The sequence below is a fragment of the Streptomyces sp. NPDC006309 genome (assembly GCF_040613095.1).
Classification (GTDB): Bacteria; Actinomycetota; Actinomycetes; order Streptomycetales; family Streptomycetaceae; genus Streptomyces.
Window position 1 is genome coordinate 472,670 of sequence record NZ_JBEXRO010000002.1, and the last position, 26,963, is coordinate 499,632.

The 26,963-nt window shown below is 73.1% G+C and carries 22 protein-coding genes and 1 riboswitch; of the genes, 8 read left to right on the forward strand and 14 right to left on the reverse strand.

Features of this window, described 5'->3' with window-relative positions; translation table 11 throughout:
• The first annotated feature begins 46 nt into the window (after window positions 1-46).
• Window positions 47-1,087 carry a septation protein SepH gene (gene sepH, locus ABZ117_RS04575; protein ID WP_356817301.1) on the forward strand — a complete coding sequence of 347 codons (1,041 nt, stop codon included), beginning with the start codon at window positions 47-49 and terminating at the stop codon, window positions 1,085-1,087.
• Between the two features lie 53 nt (window positions 1,088-1,140).
• On the opposite strand, the gene ABZ117_RS04580 is transcribed toward sepH, so the two are convergent.
• Window positions 1,141-1,992 (reverse strand): sulfurtransferase, encoded by an 852-nt coding sequence (locus ABZ117_RS04580; protein ID WP_356817303.1) that lies wholly within the window; start codon window positions 1,990-1,992, stop codon window positions 1,141-1,143.
• A 318-nt stretch (window positions 1,993-2,310) separates the two neighbouring features.
• Between ABZ117_RS04580 and ABZ117_RS04585 the strand changes: the two genes are divergently transcribed.
• On the forward strand, window positions 2,311-3,102 hold the full coding sequence (locus ABZ117_RS04585; protein WP_356817305.1) for a VOC family protein: 792 nt from the start codon (window positions 2,311-2,313) through the stop codon (window positions 3,100-3,102).
• 4 nt (window positions 3,103-3,106) lie between these two features.
• On the opposite strand, the gene ABZ117_RS04590 is transcribed toward ABZ117_RS04585, so the two are convergent.
• From ABZ117_RS04590 to ABZ117_RS04610, 5 genes are all read right to left on the reverse strand, one after another.
• The gene (locus ABZ117_RS04590; RefSeq protein ID WP_356817306.1) at window positions 3,107-3,757 is read right to left on the reverse strand and encodes a thymidine kinase; all 651 of its coding nucleotides are present in this window, start codon (window positions 3,755-3,757) and stop codon (window positions 3,107-3,109) included.
• Between the two features lie 41 nt (window positions 3,758-3,798).
• A complete protein-coding gene (locus tag ABZ117_RS04595; protein WP_356817308.1) occupies window positions 3,799-4,989 on the reverse strand; it encodes a nucleotide pyrophosphatase/phosphodiesterase family protein in 1,191 nt (396 codons plus the stop codon).
• Complete coding sequence (locus ABZ117_RS04600) at window positions 4,989-5,585, reverse strand: DUF5998 family protein (RefSeq protein ID WP_356817310.1); 597 nt, start codon at window positions 5,583-5,585, stop codon at window positions 4,989-4,991. The genes ABZ117_RS04595 and ABZ117_RS04600 overlap by 1 nt, the downstream gene beginning before the upstream one ends.
• Window positions 5,586-5,701: 116 nt before the next feature.
• Window positions 5,702-5,998, reverse strand: a complete 297-nt coding sequence (locus tag ABZ117_RS04605) for a hypothetical protein (RefSeq protein WP_356817312.1) — start codon at window positions 5,996-5,998, stop codon at window positions 5,702-5,704.
• Between the two features lie 10 nt (window positions 5,999-6,008).
• On the reverse strand, window positions 6,009-8,903 hold the full coding sequence (locus ABZ117_RS04610; protein ID WP_356817314.1) for a GNAT family N-acetyltransferase: 2,895 nt from the start codon (window positions 8,901-8,903) through the stop codon (window positions 6,009-6,011).
• Window positions 8,904-9,079: 176 nt separating this feature from the next.
• Between ABZ117_RS04610 and ABZ117_RS04615 the strand changes: the two genes are divergently transcribed.
• Complete coding sequence (locus ABZ117_RS04615) at window positions 9,080-9,361, forward strand: HPr family phosphocarrier protein (protein ID WP_356817316.1); 282 nt, start codon at window positions 9,080-9,082, stop codon at window positions 9,359-9,361.
• Window positions 9,362-9,584: 223 nt separating this feature from the next.
• On the opposite strand, the gene ABZ117_RS04620 is transcribed toward ABZ117_RS04615, so the two are convergent.
• The 4 genes from ABZ117_RS04620 to ABZ117_RS04635 all read right to left on the reverse strand — a co-directional run bounded on the left by ABZ117_RS04620 (window position 9,585) and on the right by ABZ117_RS04635 (window position 14,436).
• Window positions 9,585-10,271 (reverse strand): GntR family transcriptional regulator, encoded by a 687-nt coding sequence (locus ABZ117_RS04620; RefSeq protein WP_356817318.1) that lies wholly within the window; start codon window positions 10,269-10,271, stop codon window positions 9,585-9,587.
• Between the two features lie 215 nt (window positions 10,272-10,486).
• Window positions 10,487-11,242 (reverse strand): M23 family metallopeptidase, encoded by a 756-nt coding sequence (locus tag ABZ117_RS04625; RefSeq protein WP_356817319.1) that lies wholly within the window; start codon window positions 11,240-11,242, stop codon window positions 10,487-10,489.
• Between the two features lie 12 nt (window positions 11,243-11,254).
• A riboswitch (cyclic di-AMP (ydaO/yuaA leader) is annotated at window positions 11,255-11,415 on the reverse strand.
• 232 nt (window positions 11,416-11,647) lie between these two features.
• On the reverse strand, window positions 11,648-13,036 hold the full coding sequence (locus ABZ117_RS04630; protein ID WP_356817321.1) for a pitrilysin family protein: 1,389 nt from the start codon (window positions 13,034-13,036) through the stop codon (window positions 11,648-11,650).
• Window positions 13,033-14,436 carry a pitrilysin family protein gene (locus ABZ117_RS04635; RefSeq protein ID WP_356817323.1) on the reverse strand — a complete coding sequence of 468 codons (1,404 nt, stop codon included), beginning with the start codon at window positions 14,434-14,436 and terminating at the stop codon, window positions 13,033-13,035. The genes ABZ117_RS04630 and ABZ117_RS04635 overlap by 4 nt, the downstream gene beginning before the upstream one ends.
• A gap of 270 nt (window positions 14,437-14,706) precedes the next feature.
• On the opposite strand from ABZ117_RS04635, the gene ABZ117_RS04640 reads away from it, so the two are divergent.
• Window positions 14,707-17,166 (forward strand): DNA topoisomerase IV subunit A, encoded by a 2,460-nt coding sequence (locus ABZ117_RS04640; protein ID WP_356817325.1) that lies wholly within the window; start codon window positions 14,707-14,709, stop codon window positions 17,164-17,166.
• A 186-nt stretch (window positions 17,167-17,352) separates the two neighbouring features.
• Here the strand turns inward: ABZ117_RS04640 and ABZ117_RS04645 are convergent, their stop codons facing one another.
• Both ABZ117_RS04645 and ABZ117_RS04650 read right to left on the reverse strand, forming a co-directional pair.
• Window positions 17,353-18,468, reverse strand: a complete 1,116-nt coding sequence (locus tag ABZ117_RS04645) for a GTP-binding protein (protein WP_356817327.1) — start codon at window positions 18,466-18,468, stop codon at window positions 17,353-17,355.
• Window positions 18,469-18,738: 270 nt separating this feature from the next.
• Window positions 18,739-19,905, reverse strand: a complete 1,167-nt coding sequence (locus ABZ117_RS04650; RefSeq protein ID WP_356817328.1) for a citrate synthase/methylcitrate synthase — start codon at window positions 19,903-19,905, stop codon at window positions 18,739-18,741.
• 139 nt (window positions 19,906-20,044) lie between these two features.
• On the opposite strand from ABZ117_RS04650, the gene ABZ117_RS04655 reads away from it, so the two are divergent.
• From ABZ117_RS04655 to ABZ117_RS04670, 4 genes are all read left to right on the forward strand, one after another.
• A complete protein-coding gene (locus ABZ117_RS04655) occupies window positions 20,045-21,361 on the forward strand; it encodes a citrate synthase (protein ID WP_356817330.1) in 1,317 nt (438 codons plus the stop codon).
• On the forward strand, window positions 21,358-22,299 hold the full coding sequence (locus ABZ117_RS04660) for a sucrase ferredoxin (RefSeq protein WP_356817332.1): 942 nt from the start codon (window positions 21,358-21,360) through the stop codon (window positions 22,297-22,299). The genes ABZ117_RS04655 and ABZ117_RS04660 overlap by 4 nt, the downstream gene beginning before the upstream one ends.
• Window positions 22,300-22,429: 130 nt before the next feature.
• Window positions 22,430-24,124: a sensor histidine kinase gene (locus tag ABZ117_RS04665; protein ID WP_356817334.1), complete on the forward strand. Its 1,695-nt coding sequence runs from the start codon at window positions 22,430-22,432 to the stop codon at window positions 24,122-24,124.
• On the forward strand, window positions 24,121-24,798 hold the full coding sequence (locus ABZ117_RS04670) for a response regulator (protein ID WP_356817336.1): 678 nt from the start codon (window positions 24,121-24,123) through the stop codon (window positions 24,796-24,798). Before ABZ117_RS04665 ends, ABZ117_RS04670 begins: the two co-directional genes overlap by 4 nt.
• A gap of 17 nt (window positions 24,799-24,815) precedes the next feature.
• Here ABZ117_RS04670 and ABZ117_RS04675 read toward each other — a convergent pair whose 3' ends face one another.
• The gene (locus tag ABZ117_RS04675) at window positions 24,816-26,411 is read right to left on the reverse strand and encodes a cation acetate symporter (protein ID WP_356817338.1); all 1,596 of its coding nucleotides are present in this window, start codon (window positions 26,409-26,411) and stop codon (window positions 24,816-24,818) included.
• Window positions 26,408-26,956: a DUF485 domain-containing protein gene (locus ABZ117_RS04680; RefSeq protein WP_356817340.1), complete on the reverse strand. Its 549-nt coding sequence runs from the start codon at window positions 26,954-26,956 to the stop codon at window positions 26,408-26,410. The genes ABZ117_RS04675 and ABZ117_RS04680 overlap by 4 nt, the downstream gene beginning before the upstream one ends.
• Between the last annotated feature and the right edge of the window lie 7 nt (window positions 26,957-26,963).

The following is a 26,963-nucleotide window of genomic DNA, read 5'->3' on the forward strand; positions in this document are numbered from 1 at the left end:
AGCAGCGACGCACGTGACGTCGGCAGGCACCACCCGGGAGGTCCCCATGCCCGAACTGCGTGTCGTGGCCGTCTCGAATGACGGCACACGGCTGGTGCTGAAGGCTGCCGATTCCACGGAGTACACACTTCCGATCGACGAACGGCTGCGCGCCGCCGTGCGCGGCGACCGGCCCCGCCTCGGGCAGATCGAGATCGAGGTCGAGAGCCATCTGCGCCCGCGTGACATCCAGGCGCGTATACGGGCCGGCGCCACCGCCGAGGAGGTCGCGCAGCTCGCCGGCATCCCCGTCGACCGGGTACGGCGATTCGAGGGGCCCGTGCTGGCCGAGCGCGCCTTCATGGCGGAGCGGGCCCGCAAGACCCCGGTCCGCCGCCCCGGTGAGAACTCCGGCCCCCTGCTCGGCGAGACCGTCCAGGAGCGGCTGCTGCTGCGCGGCGCCGAGAAGGACACCGTGCAGTGGGACTCCTGGCGCCGCGACGACGGCACCTGGGAGGTGCTGCTCGTCTACCGGGTCGCGGGCGAACCGCATGCGGCCAGCTGGACGTACGACCCGCCCCGGCGGCTGGTCCAGGCCATGGACGACGAGGCGCGCTCGCTGATCGGTGAGTCGGACGACCTCGCCGTACCCGAGCCGAGCTTCCCGTTCGTCCCGCGCATCGCCCGGTTGCCGCGCGAGCGGTCGATGGACCGCGCGCTCGAGCGGGTCGACCGGGAGCGGCTCAGCCTGCCCTCGCAGGCGTCCGAGCCGACCGAGGAGGGCACGGCCGAACGCGACTCGCTGACCAGCCTGCTGGAGGCCGTGCCGAGCTTCCGGGGCGACCTGGTGGTCCCGGAGAGCGCCGCGGAGCCCGTGGAGGAGACCGACGACGAGCCCGCCGTCGAGGAACCCCCGGCGCCCGCCGCGTCGGCCGGTTCCGCCTACGCGGACGTCCTCATGCCGCGCTCCGTCGGCAGTCACCGCGACCGGCTCGTCGGCGCGACCGACCGGCAGGCCGAGGCCGACGGCGTCCGCCCCGGCCGCCGCGCCGCCGTACCGAGCTGGGACGAGATCGTGTTCGGTACGCGCCGCAAGAAGCAGGAGTAGGTTCTCCGGACCGGGTGAGGGGGCACGCGCGCGTGCCCCCTCACCGGGCTGACCTACTGCGGGTCCGCGCCCACCGCCACCGGGCGGGACGGGTCCGAGGACCACTCGGACCAGGAGCCCACGTACAGGGCCGCCGGAACGCCCGCCACCGCCAGGGCGAGCACCTCGTGGGCGCCCGAGACGCCCGAACCGCAGTACACACCCACCTCGGTGTCCTCCGAGACGCCCAGGGCCTTGAAGCGGTCCTTGAGTTCCGCCGCGGGCAGGAAGCGGCCGTCGGGACCCACGTTCTCCGTCGTGGGCGCCGACACCGCGCCCGGGATGTGTCCGCCGACCCGGTCGACCGGTTCCACCTCACCGCGGTACCGCTCCCCCGCGCGCGCGTCCAGGAGCACGCCCGTGCGGGCCAGGGCCGCGGCCGCGTCCGCGTCCAGCAGCCCCGCGGGCGCGGGCGCGGGCCGGTAGTCGCCCTCGGCCGGGGCGGGCGTCTCGCTGGACAGCTCGCCCTGCCAGGACGGCAACCCGCCGTCGAGCACCCGCACGTCCGGGTGACCCGTCCAGCGCAGCAGCCACCACGCGCGCGCGGCGGCCCAGCCCTGTCCGCCGTCGTACACGACCACCGGCCGGTCCGACGACACGCCCGCGCGGCGCATCGCGGCACCGAACTCCGCGAGGTCGGGCAGCGGATGGCGGCCGGTCGTGCCGGGCGCGGCGGCCAGCTCCCGGTCCAGGTCGACGAAGACGGCGCCGGGGATGTGCCCGGCCGCGTACGCCGCCCGGCCGTCGAAGGCCGGCGCGCCCGCCGCCTTCGCCGGGCTCAGCTGCCAGCGGACGTCCAGCAGCACGGGCGGGTTCGCCCCGGTCAGCTCGTCCGCGAGTCGGGTCGCGGTGATGATGGCTCTCATGGCGTCCATCCATACGCCAGGGGTGGCCGCGGCGTCCAGGTCCGGCTACTCTGCTCCGCCGGACAGGTTCGATCACATGGCGTATGCGATCGGGCACGGGCCGTACAGTCGGCGGACACCGGCCGGCCCTCGTCAGGAAGCAGCGAAAGACGGCAATCGGGCATCCTTCCGGAGGAAACGCCGGGTGGCGCGGTACGGCCCCACGGCACCGCGGAGGATGCCGGTACCGGCACGGGCGTGCGCGCCGGCGGCGCGGACACCCTTCCGGGGAGCGGAAGCGACACGGCCACCGTGAAGGGGCCGGGGAGAGAGTGATCGATGACCGAGGCACGGGAACCGGCCGGTCCGCACGCGCGGCGCGCGCCCGGCACACCCTGCTGGGTGAGCCTGATGGCGCACGGGCTGGACGCCACCGAGGGCTTCTACGGTGAGCTGTTCGGCTGGGAGTTCCTGCCGGGCCCGCAGCAGCTCGGCCCGTACGTGCGGGCGCTGCTCGACGGGCGGGAGGTGGCGGGCATGGGCCATCTGCCGCCGGACCAGCGGCTTCCGGTCGCCTGGACGCCGTACTTCGCCTCGGACGACGTGGACCGGACGGCCGACGCGGTGCGGCTGTGCGGCGGGACGGTGGCCGTCGGCCCGCTGGACGCCGCCGAGGCGGGCCGCATGGTGATCGCCTCCGACCCCTCCGGGGCGGTGTTCGGGATCTGGCAGGGCTCCGCGCATCTCGGCACGGCGATCACCGGCGTGCCCGGCACCCCCGTCTGGAACGAGCTGTGCACCTTCGAGACGGAGAGCGTCGCCAAGTTCTACACGAGCGTGTTCGGTTACGAGGAGGAGCCGGTGGTCTCCCCCGACTTCGACTACGTGACCCTGCGCCTGGGTGACCGGCCGGTGGCCGGGCTGCACGGGGTGGGCCACGCCATGCCCCGGGACCGGGGGCCGCACTGGCGGACGTACTTCGAGGTCGCCGACGTCGACGAGACGCTGCGGCAGGTGACCGCGCTGGGCGGGCGGATCCTCAGGGCGGCCCACGACGGTCCGCACGGGCGGGTGGCGACGGTCGCGGACCCGGAGGGGGCCGAGTTCTCGGTGGTCCGCGACCCGGGCTGATCCCTCAGGCGGACGCGACCGGCAGGACGTCCGGGGACAGGGCCGCCGCGCGGGCCGACGCGGCGGTCATCCGGCGCCGGTGGTGGCGGCGGCACAGCACCTCGTAACCGACCTCGTCCGCGGACTGGTTGACATCGCCGACGACGACCTGGGCGCCCTCGACCACCATCGCGCCCCCGACCGTGCGGGCGTTGTGCGTGGCGCGGGCCCCGCACCAGCACAAGGCCTCCACCTGGAGCACCTCGATGCGGTCGGCCAGCTCCACGAGCCGCTGCGAGCCGGGGAAGAGCTTGGAGCGGAAGTCGGTGGTGATGCCGAAGGCGAACACGTCCAGGCCGAGGTCGTCCACCACGCGCGCGAGCTGGTCGATCTGCCCGGGCGCGAGGAACTGCGCCTCGTCCGCGATCACATAGTCGGCCCGGCCGCCCTGGGAGAGGTGGTCCACGAGGTACGCGTACAGGTCCTGGCCGTCCTCGACCTCCACCGCGTCGGTGACCAGGCCGAGCCGGGAGGACAGCTTGCCCTCGCCCGCGCGGTCGTCCCGGGTGAAGATCATCCCGGCCAGGCCGCGCGCCGAGCGGTTGTGCTCGATCTGGAGAGCCAGCGTCGACTTCCCGCAGTCCATCGTTCCGGAGAAGAAGACCAGCTCGGGCATGAGGGGTGGAACACCTTTCGGTGAGGGGCGGGGCGGGGGCGTCAGGAGCGTACTTCGAGGAGCGGCACCAGCTGCTCGGCGGGGGTCATCGAACCGTGGTTGCCGACCAGCGCCGACTCCTTGGGCTCCCGCTCGGAGGCGATCAGCAGGACGTCGTCGTGCGCGGCGGCGACCACGTCCCCGATCCGCGGGTACACGCGCTCGTCCACCTGCGGTCCGAACCAGCCCGCCGCGACGGCCTCGTCGCGCGAGGCCACCCAGAACTGCTCGCCGAGCACCTCGCGCCAGCAGGTCAGGACGTCGTTCTCGGCGCCCGGCACGGCGTACACGTGCCGGGCCCGGCCCTCGCCGCCCAGCAGGGCGACCCCGGCGCTCAGCTCCCAGTCCTCGTCGAAGTCGATGCGGTGCCGCTCGTCGAACGGGATGTCGACCATGCCGTGGTCGGCGGTCACGTACAGCGCGCTGCGGGGCGGCAGTTGCTCGGCGAGGCGCTGGGCGAGCCGGTCGACGTACATGAGCTGGCCGCGCCAGGTGTCGGAGGCGATGCCGTAACGGTGTCCGGAGCCGTCCAGTTCGGCGTAGTACGTGTACACCAGCGCGCGGTCCCCGGCGGCCAGCTGCGCGGCGGCGAGGTCCATGCGCTCCTCGCCGGTGAGCCGGCCGTGGAAGGTGCCGCCGCTGAGCGCCACCTTGGTGAGCGGGGTGTGCTGGAAGGCGGGCGAGGACACCTGGGCGGCGTGCACCCCCGCCTGCTGGGCCAGCTGGAACACGGTGGGGTACGGCTGCCAGGGGCGCGGCGGGGTGTACGGGTGCCAGCGGAGCTGGTTCATCAGCTCGCCGGTGGCCGGGTTGCGTACGGCGTACCCGGGCAGGCCGTGGGCGCCGGGCGGCAGGCCGGTGCCGACGGAGGCGAGGGAGGTGGCGGTGGTGGCGGGGTAGCCGGCGGTGAGCGGGCGGCCGGTGCCGCCGCGCGAGCTGCCGAGCAGGGAGGTCAGGTACGGGGCCTCGTCCGGGTGCGACCTGAGCTGTTCCCAGCCCAGCCCGTCGATCAGGAAGACGCAGACCCGGTCGGCCGCGGTCAGTTCCGTGATCGTGGCGGTCAGGCCGGGGACGCCCATACCGGCGGCCACGGTGGGCAGCAGGTCGGCGAGTGAACCGGTGCCGTACTCGGGCAGCGGCGCGGTGTCCAGGGCGAGGGGTTCGAAATCGTCCCAGGTCGAGAACTGGGACATCAGCGGGTGAAGTCCGCGGTCGCCTCCGAGATGGCCTGCGCGAAGGCGAGCGCCTGGCGCACCGTCTCCGGGCCGTCCCCGGCCTCGCTGACGCGCAGGCTGAGGTCGTCCGCCGTGGAATTGCCCGTGTAGCCGTGGTCGGCGTCGCACTGGGGGTCGCCGCAGGCGGCGGGCTCCAGGTCGATGCGGCTGACCGCGCCCCAGCCGATGGTGAGCACGACCTCGCGGGGCAGCGTGCCCGGCGTGTACTGCTCGGGGTTGGCCACCACCCGGCTGACCACGACCGACGAGATCCGGCCGAGCTTGACGGACTCGGTGGAGGTGGTGGCGTACGGCGTCGGGGAGGTGGTGTCGGCGGCCTGCTCGTCGGTGTGGCTGACGATGAACCGGTTGCCGGTGAGGACGAGGACCGTCACATGCCGGCGCACCTCGTTCTGGTCGAACGTCGTCTCCTGGTGGACCAGGTACGACCGGATCGGTTCGCCGCCCACGGCGGCCTCCACCGCGTCGGCCACGAGGGCCGGGTAGTAGCCGCTGCGCTCGATCGCCGAGCGCAGCCCCTGGGTCGTCGTACTGGTCTTGGCCATGGCGTCCATCCTAATCCGTGGGCGGAGGCGGTCCGGGCCAGTCGCCCGGACGGCCGGCGGCCGGCACGCCCGCGTGCGGGACCTCGGCACGAGCCCCGGCCGGACCTCCATCCGCTCGGCGGCGCTCAGGCAGGAGCTGGGCTCCGGTCCGCCGGCGTCCGCCTCGAACGCGACGAGGAACGGCGGTTGTCGCCCGGTGTCCGCGCGAGCCCCGCCGTCTCGGCGGTCGTGGGCGGGCGAAAGGCAGTGGCCCGGAAGCTCCGCGGACGGGAGACGAGGACGGGACCGGCGAAGATCAGCTCCGGGCCGTGGTGACGGGTGAGGTCGTACCCGGCCACCGGGCGCAGCCGCCCCGCGTCCCGGGCGACGGCCTCCCGGTCCCACCGGCTGCCCTCGGCCAGCTCCCGTCCGGCGATCTGCACGCGCCTCCGGTCAGTAGGCCGGCAGCGTGCGCGGGCCCAGGTCGTCGCGGGCGGGCGGAGGCGCGAGCCGTACGGTGGCGCCGAGGACGCTCACGCCCTGCGGGGCGACGACGACGGGCTCCAGGGTGACCGCGACCACCTCCGGATGGTCGTCGACCAGCCGGGACACCCGCAGCAGCAGCCGCTCCAGCGCGGGGGTGTCGACGGGGGTCGAGCCGCGCCAGCCGAACAGCAGCGGTGCGGTGCGGATGGACCGCACCAGCGAGGCCGCCTCCCGGTCCGTGACGGGAACCAGGCGGTGCGCCATGTCCCCGAGCAGCTGCGAGGCCGCCCCGGCGAGCCCGAAGGACAGCACGGCCCCGGCCGCCGGATCGATCACGGCCCGTACGACCGTGTCGACCCCGCGCGGCGCCATCCCCTGCACCACCGGCCGCAGCTCCTCCGGCTGCCCGAACAGCTCGGCCAACTCGGCGTACGCCCGGCGCAGTTGCTCCTCGTCCGCGAGGTCCAGGCGTACGCCGCCCAGGTCGGCGCGGTGTCTGAGGTGCGGGGCGGTGGCCTTGAGGGCCACGGGGTAGCCGAGCGCGCGGGCGGCTCCGGCGGCGTCGTCCGCGGTGGGTGCGGGCAGCGCCCGGCGGACGTGCACGCCGTACTTCTCGAGCAGCTCGCAGGTCTCGGCGGCGGGGATCGTCAGCCCCTCCCCGCGCGCGAGCAGCTCGCCGATCAGGCGGGCGGCGCCCTTCTCGTCGATGTCGTCGTACTCCGGCACCTTCCCGGGGTCGGTCGCCTCCCGGCGCCACTGCGCGTACTTCACGGCTTCGGAGAGAGCGCGGACGGCACGCTCGGCGGCGGGGTAGGCGGGGATGAGGCGGGTGCCCTCCGGCGGGACGGGCGGGGTGTCCGCGCCCGTCCCCGCGGGCGCCGGCGCCGTGCGGGCCGCCGTGCCCGCCGTCGGGGCGGGCGGGCGTTCCGCGAGGCGGTGGACGGGGTGCGCGCCGCCCTCGGGGCCGGGCGTCCGGTCGGCGGCCCCGGGCGCGGTGCTCGCCGCCGCCGACAGCGCTTCGGCCAGCCCTCCGAGTTCCACGTGCACCACCAGGACCGGCTTTCCGGGCACGGCGGCCGAGGCCGACCGCAGCGCCGCCGCCAGCTCGGCGTCCGCCGGCGACGCCTCCCCGATGGCGGGGATGGCGGTGACCACGACGGAGTCGCAGGTGTCGTCCGCCAGCGCGGCCGACAGCGCCCGGTGGAAGTCCTCCGCCGTCGCCCCGGTCGTCAGGTCCACCGGCCGCGCCGGCCGCAGCCCCTCGGCCAGGCACCGGTCGTACGTCAGTACGCCCAGCGACTCGGAGTTGCCGAGGATCGCCACGCGCGGCCCGGCGGGCAGCGGCTGCCGGGCGAGCAGCAGGCCGGCGTCGACCAGCTCGGTGATCGTGTCGACCCGGATCACCCCGGCCTGCCGGAGCAGCGCGGAGACGGTCGCGTAGGGCAGCCGTGTGGCCCGTACCGCGTGCCCCTGCGGGGCCGTCCCGGTGCCCTGCACCACCACCAGCGGCTTGGCCGCCGCCGTCCGCCGGGCGAGGCGGGTGAACTTGCGGGGGTTGCCGATGGACTCCAGGTACATGAGGACGACATCGGTCTCGGGGTCGTCGTACCAGTACTGGAGGACGTCGTTGCCCGAGACGTCCGCGCGGTTCCCGGCGGAGACGAAGGTGGACACGCCGGTGACCCCGGTGACCCCTCCGCCGCGCCGGTGCAGCCGGGACAGCAGGGCGATGCCGATGGCCCCGGACTGGGCGAACATCCCGATGCGGCCGGGGCGGGGCATCTCCGGGGCGAGGGAGGCGTTCAGCCGGACGTCCGCGGCGGTGTTGATGATCCCGAAGGCGTTGGGGCCGATGATCCGCATGCCGTACGCGCGCGCGGCCCGCACCAGGGCCCGCTGCCGCTCCCGTCCCCCGGGACCGCTCTCGGCGTATCCGGCGGAGAGCACCACCAGGCCCTGGACGCCGTGTTCCCCGCACTCGGCCACCACGGCGGGCACGTGCTCGGCCGGTACGGCGACGACGGCCAGGTCCACGGGCCCCTCGATGTCCCGCACCGACCGGTACGCGGCCACCCCGTCGACCTCCCCGAGATCTTCGGGGAAGGCCGTGTTCACGGCGTGCAGCCGGCCGGGGAAACCGGCGTCGCGGATGTTGCCGAGGACGCTGCGGCCCACCCCGCCGGGGGCGCGGCCCACGCCGACGACCGCCACGGACCCGGGCGCGAGGAGCCGCCGTACCGAGCGGGCCTCGGCGCGCTGCTCCCGCGCGCGCTGCACGGCCAGCGAGCGGTCGGTGGGTTCGAGGCCGAACTCCAGGCGGACGACGCCGTCCTCGAAGCTGCGCTTCTGGGTGTATCCGGCGTCCGTGAACACCTTGATCATCCTGCTGTTGGCGGGCAGCACCTCGGCGGCGAAGCGGCGGATGCCCCGCTCGCGCGCCACGGCCGCCACGTGCTCCAGCAGGGCGGAGGCGACCCCGCGGCCCTGGTGGGCGTCCTGGACGAGGAAGGCGACCTCGGCCTCGTCGGCGGGCCCGGAGGCGGGCATGCCGTCGGCGCCGATGCGGTCGTAGCGTACGGTGGCGATGAACTCGCCGCCGATGGTGGCCGCGAGTCCCACCCGGTCCACAAAGTCGTGGTGCGTGAAGCGGTGGACGTCCTTGGCGGACAGCCGCGGGTAGGGCGCGAAGAAGCGGTAGTACTTCGACTCGTCCGAGACCTGCTCGTAGAAGCTGACCAGGCGGTCGGCGTCATCGACGGTGATGGGCCGGATGCGCGCGGTACCCCCGTCGCGCAGCACCACGTCCGCCTCCCAGTGGGCGGGGTACTCGTGCCGGTCCTGCCGGTCCGCCGGGGTCTGCATGGGCCCCAGAGTACGGCTCGCGTACGACAACGTCGCGAGGCAGTCTGTGGAGGACGACACGCCGGACCGAGGCCGCGGTCCGACGGCACACGGAGGGGACGAAGGTCCGCTCCGGGCACGCTTCACGATATGGGAAACTGGTCTAGACAACCCTGAGTACTGAAGGGCAGCATCACATGGCTGAGCGCCGCGTCAACGTCGGCTGGGCCGAGGGCCTCCACGCCCGCCCCGCTTCCATCTTCGTCCGAGCCGCCACGGCCACAGGCGTCCCGGTGACGATCGCCAAGGCCGGGGGCGACCCCGTCAACGCGGCCTCCATGCTGGGCGTCCTGGGCCTGGGCGCCCAGGGTGGCGAGGAGATCGTCCTCGCCTCGGACGCCGAGGGCGCGGACGCCGCCCTCGACCGTCTGGCCAAGCTGGTCTCCGAGGGTCTCGAGGAGCTCCCGGAGACCGTCTGAGCCTTACCGCGCAGAGCGCCGGAGCCGCGTTCGCCCCCCGGGGCGGCGCGGCTCCGGCGTTTCCGCGCACGCTCCGCACGGTATTGCGCCGGTTCACGGCCGGCTCGCGCCGGAACTTCCTCGCGAATTCACAGGGAACGGAATTCAGGCAGGGGAAAACATCCGGCCGACAAGCGGGAGACATTCGCCCGACAATTCCCCTCCTTTGTATACGGCGTCCGTGTTAATTCCGCGGGCCCGTCGTGTTTACGGCCCGTTGCGAAGTCCTCACACGCCCCGGGGCACCGGGGAAACGCAGCCGGTGGCCGCTGGTGGCGCGCTCGGTGTGCAGCGCGGTGAGCGCCCGCGCGCGCTCCCCGTCCCCCCGCGCCACCGCGTCCACGATCGCCCCGTGCTCCGCCCACGACTCCACCGGGGCGAGCGGCGTAGCCACCGCGTACATCCAGGCGATCTTGTGCCGCAGCTGGGTGAGCACCGAGGTCAGCGAGGGGCTGCCGGAGGCCTGGGCGAGCGTCTCGTGGAACCAGCCGCCCAGCGCGCGCAGATCCTCGCCGCCACCCCTCCTGGCCCGCTCCTGGCCCAGCCGGACCAGTCCGCGCAGCACCTTCAGATGGGCCTCGGTGCGCCGCTGCGCGGCCCGGGCGGCCCCCAGCGGCTCCAGCAGCAGCCGCATCTCCAGCAGGTCGGCGGCCTCCTGCTCGGTCGGTTCGGCCACGCACGCGCCCGCGTGCCGGCGTGTCACCACGAAACCCTCCGCCTCCAGGGTGCGCAGGGCCTCGCGGACGGGGACACGCGAGACGCCGTAGCGGCGGGCCAGGACTTCCTCGGTGAGGCGGCTGCCGCGTTCGTGGACACCGGCGACGATGTCGTCCCGGACAGCGGTGCACACCGAGTGCGCCGGAATACGCATGACCGACCTCCGCCTTAATACCCGTGAAACGCCGACGATGGACGCGTGTTCCCGTGACTCTATTCCAATGGACCTGAATTTCCGACGGCCGGGCGTCATCCATGGATATATTTTGGTCAGCGGGTCCGGCGGGCACCGGAAGGAAACGACGGAAAAAGGAGAAAGCCCCGGCTCGGTGAGCCGGGGCTTGGCAGGCCGTGCGGGTGTCCGTCCGGTCAGACGTTCACGCCGTGCTTGCGGAGGTAGGCGACGGGGTCGATGTCCGAGCCGTAGTCGGGCGTCGTACGGGCCTCGAAGTGCAGGTGCGGGCCGGTGACGTTGCCGGTCGCGCCCGACACGCCGATCTGCTGCCCCGGGACGACCTTCTGGCCCACCGTGACACCGATGGACGACAGGTGGCCGTACTGGGTGTACATGCCGTCGGCCATCCGGAGCACGATCTGGTTGCCGTACGCGCCGCCCCAGCCCGTGGAGACGACCGTGCCGGAACCCACCGCGTGGACGGAGGTGCCGCTGGCCGCGTGGAAGTCGATGCCGGTGTGCGAACCGGAGGACCACAGGGAGCTGCTGGCCTGGTAGGCCGTGGAGACGTACGAGTGCGCGATCGGGATGACGAAGGCGTTCAGCCGCTTGCGCTCGGCCTCGCGGGCGGCGCGGACCCGCGCCTCGCGGACCTCCTGGGCCCTCTTGGCGGCCGCCTTCTCCGCGGCCGCCTCGGCCGCCTTCTGCTCGGCGGCCTGCTGCTGGGCGGCGGCCTGCGCGTCGATCTGCTCGGCGACGTCGTCGTTCACGGTGAGGACCGGGGTGAGGCCGGTCTCCTCCACGGAGCTGTCCGCGGCGAGCGCCGGGGACGCGGCGAGGGTGCCGATGACGCCGGTGGTGGTGAGGGCCGCGACACCCGCCGCCTGAGCGGTGGTGCGCTTGACCCGGCCGGGCTTGCGGTGCTTCCCGGTGGCGCACATGAACGCCATGAAGTGGCTGGTCCTTTCCTTCCCTCTCGCCTACCGGGTTAGCTGACGGGTTCGGAGCAGGAAGGTCTCCTACGGGCCCCCTCGCTCACGCGCGGGCGCCCGATTCACCCCAGGGACGATGGGTCCCCGGCTCCCCTGGCTCGCGCCGTACGGGGACTCGGCGATGACTGTCCGCTGCCGCGGGTGCGGCGCACTGCCTGACGAACAGCCCGGATGACGGTACGGCGGCCCGCTCCCCCTCCTCAAACAGATCCGGGTTTTTGTAGCGCATCCCACAGGGCAGACAGGCAACCTCCGCCCCAAAACGGGCATCTGAGTGAACGAGTGGAACGGCAGGGGCCCTGACGACCCGTAGGTCGGCAGGGCCCCACGCGCGCGCGTACGCCTTCGCGTCCGCCGGTGCGTCTACTCCGCGGCGACGACGGTGACTTCGCCGATGCCGAGTGCCTCGACCGGCTCCTTGATCCGGGACGCGTCACCGACGAGGACCGTCACCAGGCGGTCCACCGGGAAGGCGTTCACGACGGCAGCGGTGGCCTCCACCGTGCCCGTGGCGGCCAGCCGCTGATACAGCGTCGCCTGGAAGTCGTCGGGCAGGTGCTGCTCGACCTGGTCGGCCAGCGTGCTCGCGACGGCCGCCGCGGTCTCGTACTTCAGCGGCGCCACGCCGACGAGGTTCTGCACGGCGACGTCCCGCTCCGCGTCGGTCAGGCCCTCCGCCGCGAGCGTGCGCAGCACCTTCCACAGGTCGTCCAGCGCGGGGCCGGTGTTCGGCGTGTCCACCGAGCCGCTGATGGCGAGCATCGCCGCGCCCGTGCCGTCCGGCGCCGAGCGCAGGACCTGACCGAAGGCGCGCACGCCGTAGGTGTAGCCCTTCTCCTCGCGCAGGACGCGGTCCAGGCGGGAGGTGAGGGTGCCGCCGAGGCAGTACGTGCCGAGCACCTGGGCGGGCCAGACCCGGTCGTGCCGGTCGGCCCCCACGCGGCCGATGAGCAGTTGCGTCTGGACGGCACCGGGCCGGTCCACGACGATCACGCGCCCGGTGTCGTCGGCGGTCACCGGCGGCACGGGCCGGGGCTCGCCAGGGGTGCCGGTCCAGGCGCCCAGGGTGTCGGCGAGCAGCGCGTCCAGGTCGGCGCCGGTCAGGTCGCCGACGACGACCACGGTGGCCGTGGCGGGCCGCACATGGCGGTCGTAGAAGGCGCGTACGGCCGCCGCGTCGATCTTCGCGACCGTCTCCTCGGTGCCCTGGCGCGGGCGGGACATGCGCGAGTCCGCCGGGAACAGCTCCCTGGAGAGTTCCTTGGCGGCCCGGCGAGCCGGGCTGGCCAGCTCGTGCGGGATCTCGTCCAGGCGGTTGCGGACCAGCCGCTCGACCTCGCTCTCGGCGAAGGCGGGCGCGCGCAGGGCGTCGGCGAGCAGGCCGAGGCCCCTGGCCAGCCGGGAGGCCGGGACCTCCAGGCCGAGCCGGACGCCGGGGTGGTCGGCGTGCGCGTCGAGCGTGGCGCCCGCGCGCTCCAGCTCGGCGGCGAACTCCTCGGCCGAGTGCCGGTCGGTGCCCTCCGAGAAGGCCCGCGCCATGATCGTGGCGACGCCGTCCAGACCGGCGGGCTCGGCGTCCAGCGGCGCGTCCAGCAGCACCTCCACGGCGACGACCTGCTGGCCGGGGCGGTGACAGCGCAGCACGGTCAGGCCGTTGCCGAGGGTGCCGCGCTCGGGGGCCGGGAACGCCCAGGGCCTGGCCTCACCGGGCTGGGGCTGGGGGTGGAACTCCATGGTGGCGAGCTCGGTCACTTGGCCGTCTCCTCGTTCTCGGTCTCGTCGCGGCCCGCCTCTACGGTCGCTTCCTGCTCCGGGTCCCCGGGGACCTCGGTGTCCTCGACGGCCTCCGGGGACTTCGGCTCGTAGACGAGGACCGCGCGGTTGTCGGGGCGCAGACGAGCCGCGGCGACCTCCCGCACCTCCTCGGGGGTCACCTCCAGGACGCGCCGCACCGCGGTGAGGGCGAGCTGCGGGTCGCCGAACAGGACGGCGAAGCGGCACAGTTCGTCGGCGCGGCCCGCGACCGTGCCGAGCCGGTCCAGCCACTCGCGCTCCAGCTGGGCCTGGGCGCGCTCCATCTCCTCGGGCGTGGGGCCCTCCGCGGCGAACCGGGCCAGCTCCTCGTCGATGGCGGCCTCGATGACCGGCACCTCGACGTCACCGGACGTCTTCACGTCCAGCCAGCCCATCGAGGGCGCGCCGGCCAGGCGCAGCAGGCCGAAGCCGGCCGCGACGGCCGTACGGTCGCGGCGCACCAGCCGGTTGTACAGCCGGGAGGACTCGCCGCCGCCGAGGACGGTCAGCGCGAGGTCGGCGGCGTCGCACGCGCGCGTGCCGTCGTGCGGCAGCCGGTAGGCGGCCATCAGGGCACGCGCCGGGACCTCCTCCACGAGGACCTCGCGCAGCTGCTCACCGATGACGTCCGGCAGGGAACCGTCGCGGGGCTCGGGCTTGCCGTCGTGGGCGGCGATGGAACCGAAGTACTTCTCGACCCAGGCGAGGGTCTGCTCGGGGTCGATGTCGCCGACCACGGACAGCACCGCGTTGTTCGGCGCGTAGTAGGTGCGGAAGAACCGGCGCGCGTCCTCCAGGGTGGCCGCGTCCAGGTCCGCCATCGAGCCGATCGGCGTGTGGTGGTAGGGGTGGCCCTCCGGGTAGGACAGGGCGGTCAGCTTCTCGAAGGCGGTGCCGTAGGGCACGTTGTCGTACCGCTGGCGGCGCTCGTTCTTGACGACGTCCCGCTGGTTCTCCATGGACTCGTCGTCCAGGGCGGCCAGCAGGGAGCCCATGCGGTCGGCCTCCAGCCAGAGGGCGAGCTCCAGCTGGTGGGCGGGCATGGTCTCGAAGTAGTTGGTGCGCTCGAAGCTCGTGGTGCCGTTGAGCGAGCCGCCCGCGCCCTGCACCAGCTCGAAGTGGCCGTTGCCCTTGACCTGCCCGGACCCCTGGAACATCAGGTGCTCGAAGAGGTGAGCCAGGCCGGTTCGCCCCTTGACTTCGTGGCGGGAACCGACGTCGTACCAGAGGCAGACCGCCGCCACGGGGGTCAGGTGGTCCTCGGAGAGCACCACGCGCAGACCGTTGGCCAGGCGGTGCTCGGTCGCTGTCAGGCCCCCGGAGCCTGCCTCGGCTGTGGTCGTGTGACCCATGGGCATGTACGTCCCTTCGCGAGCGGAGGCGGTCGTAGAAACCGCGGTTTTCCTGCCGTTCCTGCCACTGTATGCAAAGCGTGCGGGGCCCCGGCGAAGTTCCCGCGGGACGTACGCCCACAGCGGATCGCGTAGCCTGCGTGCGACCCGTCTCCGGAGGGCTCCCCGGCACCGGCCGGGCCGACGGAGACCGGGTCGTGGCCCGGGCTGTCAGTGCGGCGGTCCACAATGGTCCGCGTCAGATCAGTCAGTCGCTTCAGCAAGGAGCCGGCAGCGATGGCCCGCCGCAGCACGAAGACCCCGCCGCCCGACGATTCGTACGAGGAGCGGATCCTCGACATCGACGTCGTGGACGAGATGCGTGGCTCCTACCTCGAGTACGCCTACTCGGTCATCTACTCGCGTGCCCTGCCGGACGCCCGTGACGGCCTCAAGCCGGTGCACCGCCGCATCGTCTACCAGATGAACGAGATGGGCCTGCGCCCCGAGCGCGGCTACGTGAAGTGCGCGCGCGTGGTCGGCGAGGTCATGGGCAAGCTGCACCCGCACGGCGACGCCTCGATCTACGACGCCCTGGTGCGCATGGCACAGCCGTTCTCCATGCGCGTGCCGCTCGTCGACGGCCACGGCAACTTCGGCTCGCTGGGCAACGACGACCCGCCGGCGGCCATGCGGTACACCGAGTGCCGGATGGCCGAGGCGTCGAGCCTGATGACCGAGTCGATCGACGAGGACACGGTCGACTTCGCGCCGAACTACGACGGCCAGGAGCAGGAGCCGGTGGCGCTGCCGGCCGCCTTCCCGAACCTGCTGGTCAACGGCTCCTCGGGCATCGCGGTCGGCATGGCGACGAACATGCCCCCGCACAACCTGCGCGAGGTCATCGCCGCCGCCCGCCATCTGATCCGCTACCCCAACGCCGACCTCGACGCGCTGATGAGGCACGTGCCGGGTCCGGACCTGCCCACCGGCGGCCGGATCGTCGGACTCGGCGGCGTCCGTGACGCCTACGCGACCGGCCGCGGCACGTTCAAGATGCGCGCGACGGTCACCGTCGAGACCGTCACCGCCCGCCGCAAGGGCCTGGTCGTCACCGAACTCCCGTTCACCGTCGGCCCCGAGAAGGTCATCGCGAAGATCAAGGACCTGGTCAACGCGAAGAAGGTCCAGGGCATCGCCGACGTCAAGGACCTCACCGACCGCGAACACGGCCTGCGCCTGGTCATCGAGATCAAGAACGGCTTCGTGCCCGAGGCGATCCTGGAGCAGCTGTACAAGCTGACGCCCATGGAGGAGTCCTTCGGCATCAACAACGTCGCCCTGGTCGACGGCCAGCCGCTCACCCTGGGCCTGAAGGAGCTGCTGGAGGTCTACCTGGACCACCGCTTCGAGGTGGTCCGGCGCCGCAGCGAGTTCCGCCGCGCCAAGAGGCGGGACCGGTTGCACCTGGTCGAGGGTCTGCTGACCGCGCTGGTCGACATCGACGAGGTCATCCGGATCATCCGCTCCAGCGACAACTCTGCGCAGGCCAAGGGCCGCCTGATGGAGCGGTTCTCGCTGAGCGAGGTGCAGACGCAGTACATCCTCGACACGCCGCTGCGCCGGCTCACCAGGTACGACCGGATCGAGCTGGAGTCGGAACAGGACAGGCTCACCACGGAGATCGCGGAGCTGACCCGCATCCTGGAGTCGGACGCGGAGCTGCGCAAACTGGTCTCGGCCGAACTGGCCGCCGTGTCGAAGAAGTTCGGCACCGACCGGCGCACGGTCCTGCTGGAGTCCGCGGGTTCCCCGACGGCCACCGTGCCGTTGCAGGTGGCCGACGACCCGTGCCGGGTGCTGCTGTCCTCGACGGGACTGCTGGCCCGTACGGCGAGCGTCGACACGTCCCCCGAGGGGGCGGACGCCAGGCGCGTCAAGCACGACGTGATCGTCTCGGCGATCTCTACGACCGCGCGCGGGGTGATCGGCGCGGTGACGTCGGCGGGCCGGCTGCTGCGGATCAACGTCGTCGACCTGCCGCAGCTGCCGGAGACTGCCTCCGCGCCCAACCTCTCCGGAGGCGCCCCGCTGGCGGAGTTCGTCTCCCTGGAGGGCGACGAGACGGTGGTCTGCCTGACCACGCTGGACGAGTCGTCCCCGGGGCTGGCGATCGGCACGGAGCAGGGTGTCGTCAAACGCGTGGTGCCCGACTACCCGTCCAACAAGGAGGAGTTGGAGGTCATCACCCTCAAGGACGGCGACCGGATCGTCGGCGCGGTGGAGCTGCGCACCGGCGACGAGGACCTGGTGTTCATCACGGACGACGCGCAGCTGCTGCGCTTCCAGGCCTCCATCGTGCGCCCGCAGGGCCGTCCGGCGGGCGGCATGACCGGCATCAAGCTCACCGAGGGCGCGAAGGTGATCTCTTTCACGGCGGTCGACCCGGCCGTCGACGCGGTGGTGATCACGGTGGCCGGCTCGCGCGGCACACTGGACGACTCGGTGCAGACGACGGCCAAGCTGACCCCGTTCGACCAGTACCCGCGCAAGGGCCGGGCCACGGGCGGCGTGCGCTGCCAGCGGTTCCTGAAGGGCGAGGACTGCCTGTCGCTGGGCTGGGCGGGCCCGGCTCCCGCGCGCGCGGCGCAGAAGAACGGCACCCCGGCGGAGCTGCCGGAACCCGACCCGCGCCGGGACGGCTCGGGCACGTCGCTGCCGAAGACGGTGGCGGTGGTGGCGGGGCCGGTGGTCTAGGCCGGGGGCGGGGCGGTGGTCCCGGCTTCGGTGACGGGGCGGGTGCCGGGGGCCTCGGTTGACGGGGCGGGGGCCCCACCGGCCTCGGTCACGGGGCCGGCGCTCAGGGCTCGGTGGCGGGGCGGGATCCCCGGGGCCTCGGTTGACGGGGCAGCGCCCCACCGGCCTCGGTGACGGGGTCGGGGCTTACGCCTCGGTGGCTGCGCCGGTGTCCCAGGCGGCCTCGTTCGCTTCCGCGGCCGGTTCCTCCTCGGAGCCCGGCACATACCGCAGGACGCCCCAGATGCCGTGCTCGTCGGCGTGCGGGGCGTCGTTCCCGCATGCCTGGAGTGCCTTGTCGAGGGCGTCGGTGTCGATCCCGGAGCCGATCAGCACGAGCTGGGTGAGACGGTCGTCACCGGCCGTCCAGGGCTCGGGGTAGAAGCGCAGGAACCGGCCGACGGCGTGCACGGCGTAGCGGTTGAGCGGGTCGTACGGCCCGAAGTCCACGTACCCCTTGATCCGGTACAGCCCTTCGGGGCGGCTGTCCAGGAACTCCATGAGCCGGCGGGGTTCCAGGGGCACGCCGGAGGTGAAGGACAGGCTGTCGTATCCGGTGTGCAGATGGCCGGCGCCGGCGTGCTCGTCGTCCGCGCCGGGCTCGTGCAGATCGTCGAAGGACAGCTGCCCGACGCGTTCCCCGACGGGCTTGCAGTCGAAGAGGAACTCCGGGTCGATGCGGCCGTAGGTGGCGGGGACGACGGCGGCGCGGTCGGTGAGCGAGTGGACGAGGTCCAGGACCCGGACGCCGTCGTCCGCGCGGTCGAGCTTGTTGACGACGACCAGGTCGGCCAGGGCGAGATGCCGGTCGATCTCGGGGTGCTTCGCGCGCGTGTCGTCGAACTCGGCGGCGTCGACGACCTCGACGAGGCCGCCGTAGACGATGCCCGGGTGCTCGCTGGCCAGGACCATCCGCACGAGTTCCTGCGGCTCGGCGAGCCCGCTGGCCTCGATGACGATCACGTCGATGCCCGCGGCGGGCGCGGCGAGCCGGTCCAGGTAGAGGTCGAGTTCACCGGCGTTGACGGCACAGCACAGGCAGCCGTTGCCGAGCGAGACGGTCGAGTCGCCGAGTGCGCCCGCGACGGCCATCGCATCGATCTGGATGGCCCCGAAGTCGTTGACGATCGCCCCGATCCGGCTGCCTCCGCTGCGGTGCAGCAAGTGGTTGAGGAGCGTGGTCTTCCCGGAGCCCAGGAAACCGGCGAGCACGACGACCGGGATCTGCCGCGCACCGCGGCTGTTCCCTGAACTGTTCCCCAACGGGCGACCTCTCTGACGCACCGGCGCGCACCGGCTCGGGGCCCGGCGCGCGGACGAGCATGGACCGAGCGTCCAGGATACGAGCGGGCGGCAGCGCGGGGAAAAGGCACGTCGGCCCGCCCGGGGCGCGCGGCCGGTCAGATAGCTCACCCGGCGGATGGTGGTCCGCTGACCCGGCAGGCCAGGCCGCTCACCCGGCCGGTGGTCGATCCGCTCACCGGCCGGTGGTCGATCCGCCCACCGGGGGGTGCCGGCCCGCCCGCCCGGCGACTACCCGGCTGCCGGCACCGCGGCCACCGGCTCGGGTCCCACGTACCGCGCCACCGGGCGGATGATCTTCGAGTCGGCTGCCTGTTCCAGGACGTTGGCGCTCCAGCCCACCACTCGTCCCGCGGCGAAGGTGGGCGTGAACATCTCCCGGGGCAGACCGCACAGTTCCATGACCACGCCGGCGTAGAACTCGACGTTCGTGTGCAGTTCACGGCCGGGCTTCAGCTCGGCGAGGATCGCCTCCACCCGGCGCTCGACCTCCACCGCGAAGTCCACCCGGGGACCGCCGAAGCCGAGGGCGATCTCGCGCAGCATCCGCGAACGGGGGTCCTCCGTACGGTAGACGGCGTGCCCGAAGCCCATGATCCGGTCGCCCGCGAGCACCCGCTGCCGTATCCAGGAGTCGATCCGGCCGGGCGCCCCGATCGCGTCCAGCGTGTCCAGAGCCCGGCTGGGCGCGCCTCCGTGCAGCGGCCCGGACAGCGCGCCGACGGCACCGGTGAGGCAGGCCGCGACATCGGCACCTGTGGACGCGATGACACGGGCCGTGAACGTTGACGCGTTGAATCCATGATCAATGGTTGAGATCAGGTACTGCTCGATGGCACGGGCCCGGCGCGCATCGGGTTCGGAACCGGTGAGCATGTACAGGTAGTTGGCCGCGTGGGAGAGATCCGTGCGCGGCTCTACGGGGTCCAGTCCCTGGCCGAGCCGGTACAGAGCGGCCAGCAGGGTGGGTACGGCCGCACAGGCCGCCAGGGTGTCGGCGCGCCGCCGGTCCGCGTCGATGTCGTACACCGGCCGGAAGCCCCGCGTGGCGCCCAGCAGCGACAGGGCGGTGCGCAGACCGGCCAGCGGACCGGACACGCGGCCGGCCCCGGCGATCGCGGGCAGGACCGCGCCGACCTCCTCGGGCAGGCGCCGCAGCGCCGCGGTCTGCGCGGCGAAGGCGGCACCGCTCTCCGCGTCGGGGAGCGTGCCGTGCACGAGGAGGTGCCACACGTCCTCGAAGCCGCGGGTGCGAGCGAGGTCGACGGCAGAGTACTGCCGGTAGTGGTAGAAGCCCTCGCGGCCTCGGACGTCACCGATCTCGGTCTCGGTGACGACGACGCCCGCGAGGCCGCGCGGGGCGTCGATGAGGGGGGTGGCGGGCCTGTCGACGGTCATGGTTTTCCTCCCTGGACTTGCTGGATCCTCCGGGCTCGCTGACTTGATGCGACTATCCACAGTTGATTCAAAATCTGTCAACATTGAGTCAATCAACATAGAGGCGTCAATATGTGCAGAGACCGCTACGGTGGCTTCCATGCGCGATCACGAACCCGCTCCGCCGCACCGGCCCGGGCGCCGGCTGACCACCAAGGAGGCTGCCGAGCTGCTAGGCGTGAAGCCCGAGACGGTCTACGCGTACGTGAGCCGGGGCCTGCTCAGCAGCAGACGCGAACCCGGCGGCCGGGCCAGCACCTTCGAGGCCAAGGAGGTGGAGGCCCTCGCCCGCCGCAACCGACGCGACGCGGCCGGGAGCCCGGGCTCCGGCGGAGACCTCTCCGTGCGCACCCGCATCACGTTGATCGAGCAGGACCGGTACTTCTTCCGGGGCGTGGACGCCGTCGAACTGGCCGTCCGCCACTCCTACGAGGAGGTCGCGGAGTGGTTGTGGACGGGCCGGCTGATCCCGGGGGTGACGTTCTGCGCACCGCCGACCACCGTCGAGATCGCCCGCCGCGCGGTCGACGCCCTGTCCGAGCACGCCTCCCCCACCGACCGGCTGCGGGTGGCGGCGATCGCCGCGGCGGCCGAGGACCCGCTGCGCTTCGACCTGTCGGAGGAGACCGTGCTGAACACGGCGCGGACCCTCATCCCCACCCTCGTCGCCGCGCTGCCGACGGCCCGGCACGACCACAAGGACGACGGCCCGCTCGCCCACCGTCTCTGGGGACGGCTCACCGGCCGTCCCGCCGACGACGCCTCCCTGCACGTCCTGGACACCGCGCTGGGCCTGCTCGCCGACCACGACCTGGCAGCGTCCACGCTCGCGGTCCGGGTCGCGGCCTCCGCCCGGGCGCACGCCTACGCGGCCGTCTCCGCCGGTCTCGGTGTTCTGGAAGGGCCCCTGCACGGCGCCGCCAGCGGTCTGGCACACCGGATGCTGCTCGACGTGCTCGACCAGGGCACGGCGGTCCCGGTGATCGCCGACGAACTCCGCGCAGGCCGCCGCGTGCCCGGGCTCGGCCACCGGCTCTATCCCGGCGAAGACCCCCGCGCGCGCGTGCTGTTCGACCTCCTGGAGAAGGTGCCGCGCGCGGAGTCCGCGCTGCTCGCCGCCCGCGACATCGTCGCCACGACGGCCCGGCACACCCCGCTGCACGCCAACGTCGACCTGGCCCTCGCCGTGTTCACCGCCTCCAGCGGCATGCCTGCCACGGCCGGCGAGACCATCTTCGCCGTCGCGCGGACGGCGGGCTGGATCGCGCACGCCCTGGAGGAGTACGGCGAGCGCCCGTTGCGCATGCGCCCCAGCGGCCACTACGTCGGCGCGCGACCGCCGCAGCCGCTCCCGGACCAGGACACGGCCCGGCCGGAAGTCACCTCGGAGGGACTCAGGTTAGGCTCACCTCTGTGAGTAGGTGTGCGACCGTCTCCCGGAACCTCGACGAGCCGCTTTCCGGCACGGCGGCCACGGCGACGACGTGGCTGCTGCTGGAACAGCCCGGCCCGTGGGGTGCCAAGGCGCTCACTTCGAGTCACCTGGACCCCGCGCTGGGCCGGGCCCTGGAGGCCGCCGCCGACGGAACAGGCGTACGCGTCGCCCTGATCCGGCGGCCCGGGCCCCATGCGGACCACGGCACCTCCCGGGTCCGCCAGGTGTACGCGGCCCACACCGTTCCCGGACGCGTGTGGTTGCACGGCGCCACCACCCGCGATCCTCAGCGGCTCCTCGGACTGGACTTCGCCGCCCTGGGAGCGGGTGACCCCCGCTCCCTCGGCACCGTCCTCGGCGGACGGCCGCACCGCGGCGACCCGCTCGCGCTCGTGTGCACCAACGCCAAGCGCGACCGCTGCTGCGCCCTCCTCGGCCGCCCCCTCGCCGCCGAGCTGGCCGACTCGGGAGTGCGCGAGGTGTGGGAGGTCACTCATCTGGGTGGACATCGTTTCGCGCCGACGGTGCTCGTCCTGCCGTACGGCTACGCCTACGGCCGCGCCGCGGCCCACACCGTCAAGGAGGCCCTCCACGCTGTGCGCGAGGGGCGGGTGGTCGTCGAGGGATGCCGCGGGTGCTCCGCCTGGAGCCGGCCCGGGCAGGCGGCCGAACTGGCCGTCCGGTCGGCCGCGGCCGAGTACCGGGCAGGAGTGCTCAGCGTCGTACGGACCGACGGCGCGGCCCCGCGCTGGGGGGTCACCGTCGTCCACGCCGACGGCCGCCGGTGGCGCGTCAGCGTGGCTCAGGGCGCGTCGCTGCCGCCCCGGCCGGAGAGCTGCGGCGCAGCGGTGCTCGGTGCGCCCGCGCGGATGGACGTGACGGACGTGCGCGCGCTGAGCCGGACGGCACTGGCCAGCTAAGCGGGTGTGCGCGATGGGCAGCAACGGCCGGCTGGCTCTGTCAAGCATTGATCAGCGCGTCAAGAATTGATCAACAGATCCACACCGCACCCGCTGGGGCGCTCATGGCCGTCCCCCGTACCGTCGGGGTATGAGCCCCACTCCCCCCGCCCGTCGTCTGCGCCTCGGTCTGCCCCGGCGGATGTTCTCGCAGGTGCTGCTGATGCAGGTGGCGATCGCCGCGGGAGTCGCGGTGCTCGCGACCGGGCTGTTCCTGGCGCCGCTGAGCAAGCAACTGGACCAGGAGGCGATGCGCCGCGCCCTGGCCATCGCCGAGACCACCGCCCAGGATCCGCAGATCGCCGAGGGCGTCCTCACCGCCCCGCCGGACAGGACCGGGCCCGTGCAGAGGGAGGCCGAGCGGATACGGCGGGCCACGCACGCCGAGTACATCGTGGTGCTGGACCGGGACTGGGTGCGCTGGTCGCACCCGACGGCCTCGGAGATCGGCCGGCGCGTCTCCACCGACCCCACCGACGCCTTGGCCGGCAGGGAGGTCATGGAGATCGACAAGGGCACCCTCGGGCGCTCGGCCCGTGGGAAGGTTCCGCTGTACGACGCCGGTCACCGCGTCGTCGGCGCGGTCTCGGTCGGTATCGCTTACGACAGCGTCCGGGCACGGCTGATCGGTGCGATCCCGGGGCTGTTCGCGTACGCCGGCGGCGCGCTCGCGGTGGGCGCACTGGCCGCCTGGCTGATCTCGCGCCGGGTCCAGCGGCAGACCCGGGACCTGGCGTTCTCCGACATCTCCGCGCTGCTCGCCGAACGCGAGGCGATGCTGCACGGCATCCGGGAGGGCGTCGTCGCACTCGACCGAGCCGGCCGGATCCGCCTGCTCAACGACGAGGCGCGGCGGCTGCTGGGCATCGGCGACGAAGCGGTCGGGCGGGCCCCCGACGAGGCACTCGGCGCGGGCCGCACGACGGACGTGCTCACCGGCCGGGTGACCGGAACCGACCTACTCACCGTGCGCGGCCAGCGGGTCCTGGTCGCCAACCGGATGCCCATCGACGACGGGGGCGCCGTCGCCACCCTGCGCGACCGCACCGAACTGGAGCAACTGGGGCGCGAACTGGACTCCACCCGCGGACTGATCGACGCCCTGCGCGCCCAGGACCACGAGCACGCCAACCGCATGCACACGCTGCTCGGGCTGCTGGAACTGGAGATGTACGACGACGCCGTGGAGTTCGTCGGTGAAGTGGTCGGCGACCACCGGGCCACCGCCGAGCAGATCACCGAGAAGATCCGGGACCCGCTGCTGGCCGCGCTGCTGGTCGGCAAGGCGACCGTGGCGGCCGAGCGCGGGGTCGCCCTGTGGGTGTCGGAGCGCACCCGGCTCCCGGATCGGCTGATCGATCCGCGGGGGCTGGTGACGATCGTGGGCAACCTTGTGGACAACGCCGTGGACGCGGTGGCGGGCACCCCGCACGCCCGCGTGGAGGCGGAGTTGCGCACGCAGGGCCGTACGGTCGTCCTCCGGGTGTGTGACACGGGCCCCGGCATCCCGGCGGAACAGCGGGAGCTGGTCTTCACGGAAGGGTGGTCCACCAAGAAGCCGCCCGCGCACGGGAAGCGGGGCATCGGGCTCTCTCTGGTGCGTCGCCTCGCCGAACGGCAGGGCGGCAGCGCGACCGTGGGCACGGCGGCCGGTGGCGGCGCGGAGTTCACCGTGGTGCTGCCCGAGGCGCTGACCGAGCCGGAACGTGATCCGGCGATACGCGAGGAGCGACCCGGGACCGCCGGCGTCGCCGTCACCGCCGAGGCCGAGGAGGAGGCGCGATGATCGAGGTCCTGGTCGTGGATGACGACATCCGTGTCGCCCGCGTCAACGCCGCCTACGTGCAGAAGGTGCCCGGCTTCCATGTGGCCGGCGAGGCCCACAGCGCGGTGGAGGCGCTGCACCAGGTGGAGGCCCTGCCGCGGCTGGACCTCGTCCTGCTGGATCACTATCTGCCCGACGGCACGGGGCTCGCGGTCGTCCAGGAGATGCGCCGGCGCGGCCACCAGACGGACGTGATCATGGTGACCGCGGCACGGGACGTGTCGACCGTGCAGGCGGCGATGCGGCACGGGGCGCTCCAGTACCTGGTGAAACCGTTCGCCTTCGCGGGGCTGCGGGCGAAGCTGGAGGCATACGCCGAACTGCGGCGGACCCTGGACGGCGGCGGCGAAGCCGAGCAGGCGCAGGTGGACCGCATCTTCGGTGCTCTGTCCACCCCGTCGGAGCCACGGTTGCCCAAGGGCCACTCCCCCACCACGGCCGAGCTGGTGCGCCAGGCGCTGATCAACGCCGAGGGGCCGCTGTCCGCCCAGGAGATCGCCGAGCGGACGGGGGTGAGCCGGCAGACCGCCCAGCGGTACCTGAAGCTTCTGGAACGCACCGGACGGACCCGCCTGACCCTCAAGTACGGCGATGCGGGCCGGCCGGAACACCGGTACGCCTGGGTTGCGCCGTAGCGCCGGGCGCGGCCCGGTCAGACGGCCCCGGCGCCGGTCAGCGAGCGCACCTCCGTCTCCGCGTACTTGGCCTCGTCCGCGACCTCGTCCGAGGTGACCGTGCCCAGCCAGCCGGCGAGGAAGCCGAGCGGAATGGAGACGATGCCCGGGTTCTCCAGCGGGAAGTACTGGAAGTCGATGTCCGGGAACAGGGAACCCGGACTGCCGGACACCACCGGGGAGAGCAGCACGAGCCCGATCGCCGGGAACAGCCCGCCGTACACCGCCCACACAGCGCCGCGTGTGGTGAAGGCCCGCCAGAACAGCGAGTAGAGCAGGGCCGGCAGGTTCGCCGACGCGGCCACCGCGAAGGCGAGGCCCACCAGGAAGGCGACGTTGAGATCGCGGGCCAGCAGACCGAGTCCGATCGCCACGACACCGACACCGACCGCCGCCCACCGGGCCACCGTCACCTCGCTGCGCGGCGCCCCGCGGTGCGGCCGGCGCAATGAGGCGTAGAGGTCATGGGCGACCGAGGCCGAGGAGGCGAGCGTGATGCCGGCGACCACCGCGAGGATGGTGGCGAAGGCGACGGCGGCGACGATCGCGAGCAGGACCGTCCCCCCGGTGGAGCCCGCTCCACCGCCCAGGTCGAGGGCGAGCAGGGGCACCGCCGTGTTCCCCGCCGCGTTCGAACCGCGCACGGCCTGCGGTCCCACCACCGCCGCCGCTCCGAACCCGAGGACGATCGTCATCAGGTAGAAGCTGCCGATCAGGCCGATGGACCACACGACGGAGCGGCGGGCCGCACGCGCCGTCGGCACGGTGTAGAAGCGGGACAGGATGTGCGGCAGGCCCGCCGTGCCCAGCACCAGCGCGATTCCCAGGCTGATGAAGTCGAGACGTGCGGTCCAGTCCCCGCCGTACTTCAGGCCCGGCGCCAGGAACGCCTTCCCGTGCCCGCTGCGCTGAGCGGCCGTGAGCAGCAACTGGTCGACGTCTCCGTGGAACCGTACGAGAACGAGCACGGTCAGCGTGACCGTTCCGCCGAGCAGCAGGACCGCCTTCACGATCTGGATCCAGGTGGTGGCCCGCATCCCTCCCAACGACACATAGATCACCATGAGCGCGCCGACGCCGATGACCGTCCAGGCCTGGGCGGCACCGCTGGTCCGCCCGAGCAGCAGTGCCACCAGGCTGCCGGCGCCCACCATTTGTGCCACCAGGTAGAGAACGGACACCGTGACCGAGGACGTTCCCATGGCGATCCGCACCGGCCGCTCGCTCATCCGCGCGGCCACCACGTCGGCCAGGGTGAACCGACCGCAGTTGCGCACCAGTTCGGCCACCAGGAGCAGCACGACCAACCACGCCACGAGGAATCCCACCCCGTACAGCAGCCCGTCGTACCCGTACAGCGCGATGAGCCCGCTGATCCCGAGGAAGGAGGCTGCCGACATGTAGTCGCCCGCGATGGCGAATCCGTTCTCCATCGGGGAGAACAACCGCCCGCCGACGTAGAACTCCTCCGCCGAACCGTGCCGCTTGCGGCTCACCCAGGTCGTGATCCCGAGGGTGACCGCCACGAAGGCGCTGAACAGCAGCAGTGCCAGAGTCTGATGGTCACCGGTCACAAGGCATTCCTTTGCACTCCGCGGGTCAGCTCCTGGGTGTCCCAGCGCAGCTCCAGCGCGGCCCGGTCCCGGCGCAGCCGCGCGTGCCGGGCGTAGGCCCAGGTCAGCAGGAACGTGGTGAGGAACTGTCCGAGTCCCGCGAGCATGCCCACGTTCACCGCCCCCACCACGGGCCGGGCCATGAGCCGGGGCGCGGTCGTCGCGGCGATCACGTACGCCACGTACCAGGCGAGGAAGGCGGTGGCTCCGGGCACCACGAACCGGCGGTACCTGCCGCGCACCTCCTGGAACGCCTCGCTGCGCTGGACCTCGACGTACACGTCCCGGGCACGGACCGCCGCCGCGTCCGGCTCCCGGCGAGCGGGCGGTACGGCCGGCGCCGACCTGCCGGCGCCGGCCAGTTCACCCCAGCCCGAGTCCGGCACGTCGTACCAGGGGTCTACATACGTCACGTCGCGGGTGGGCGCGCCGTGGTCCTGCTGGTTCCCGGCCGGACTGTCGGGACCGCCCCCGACTCCGCGGGAGCGACCTTTGCTTGACTGCATGCCCAAG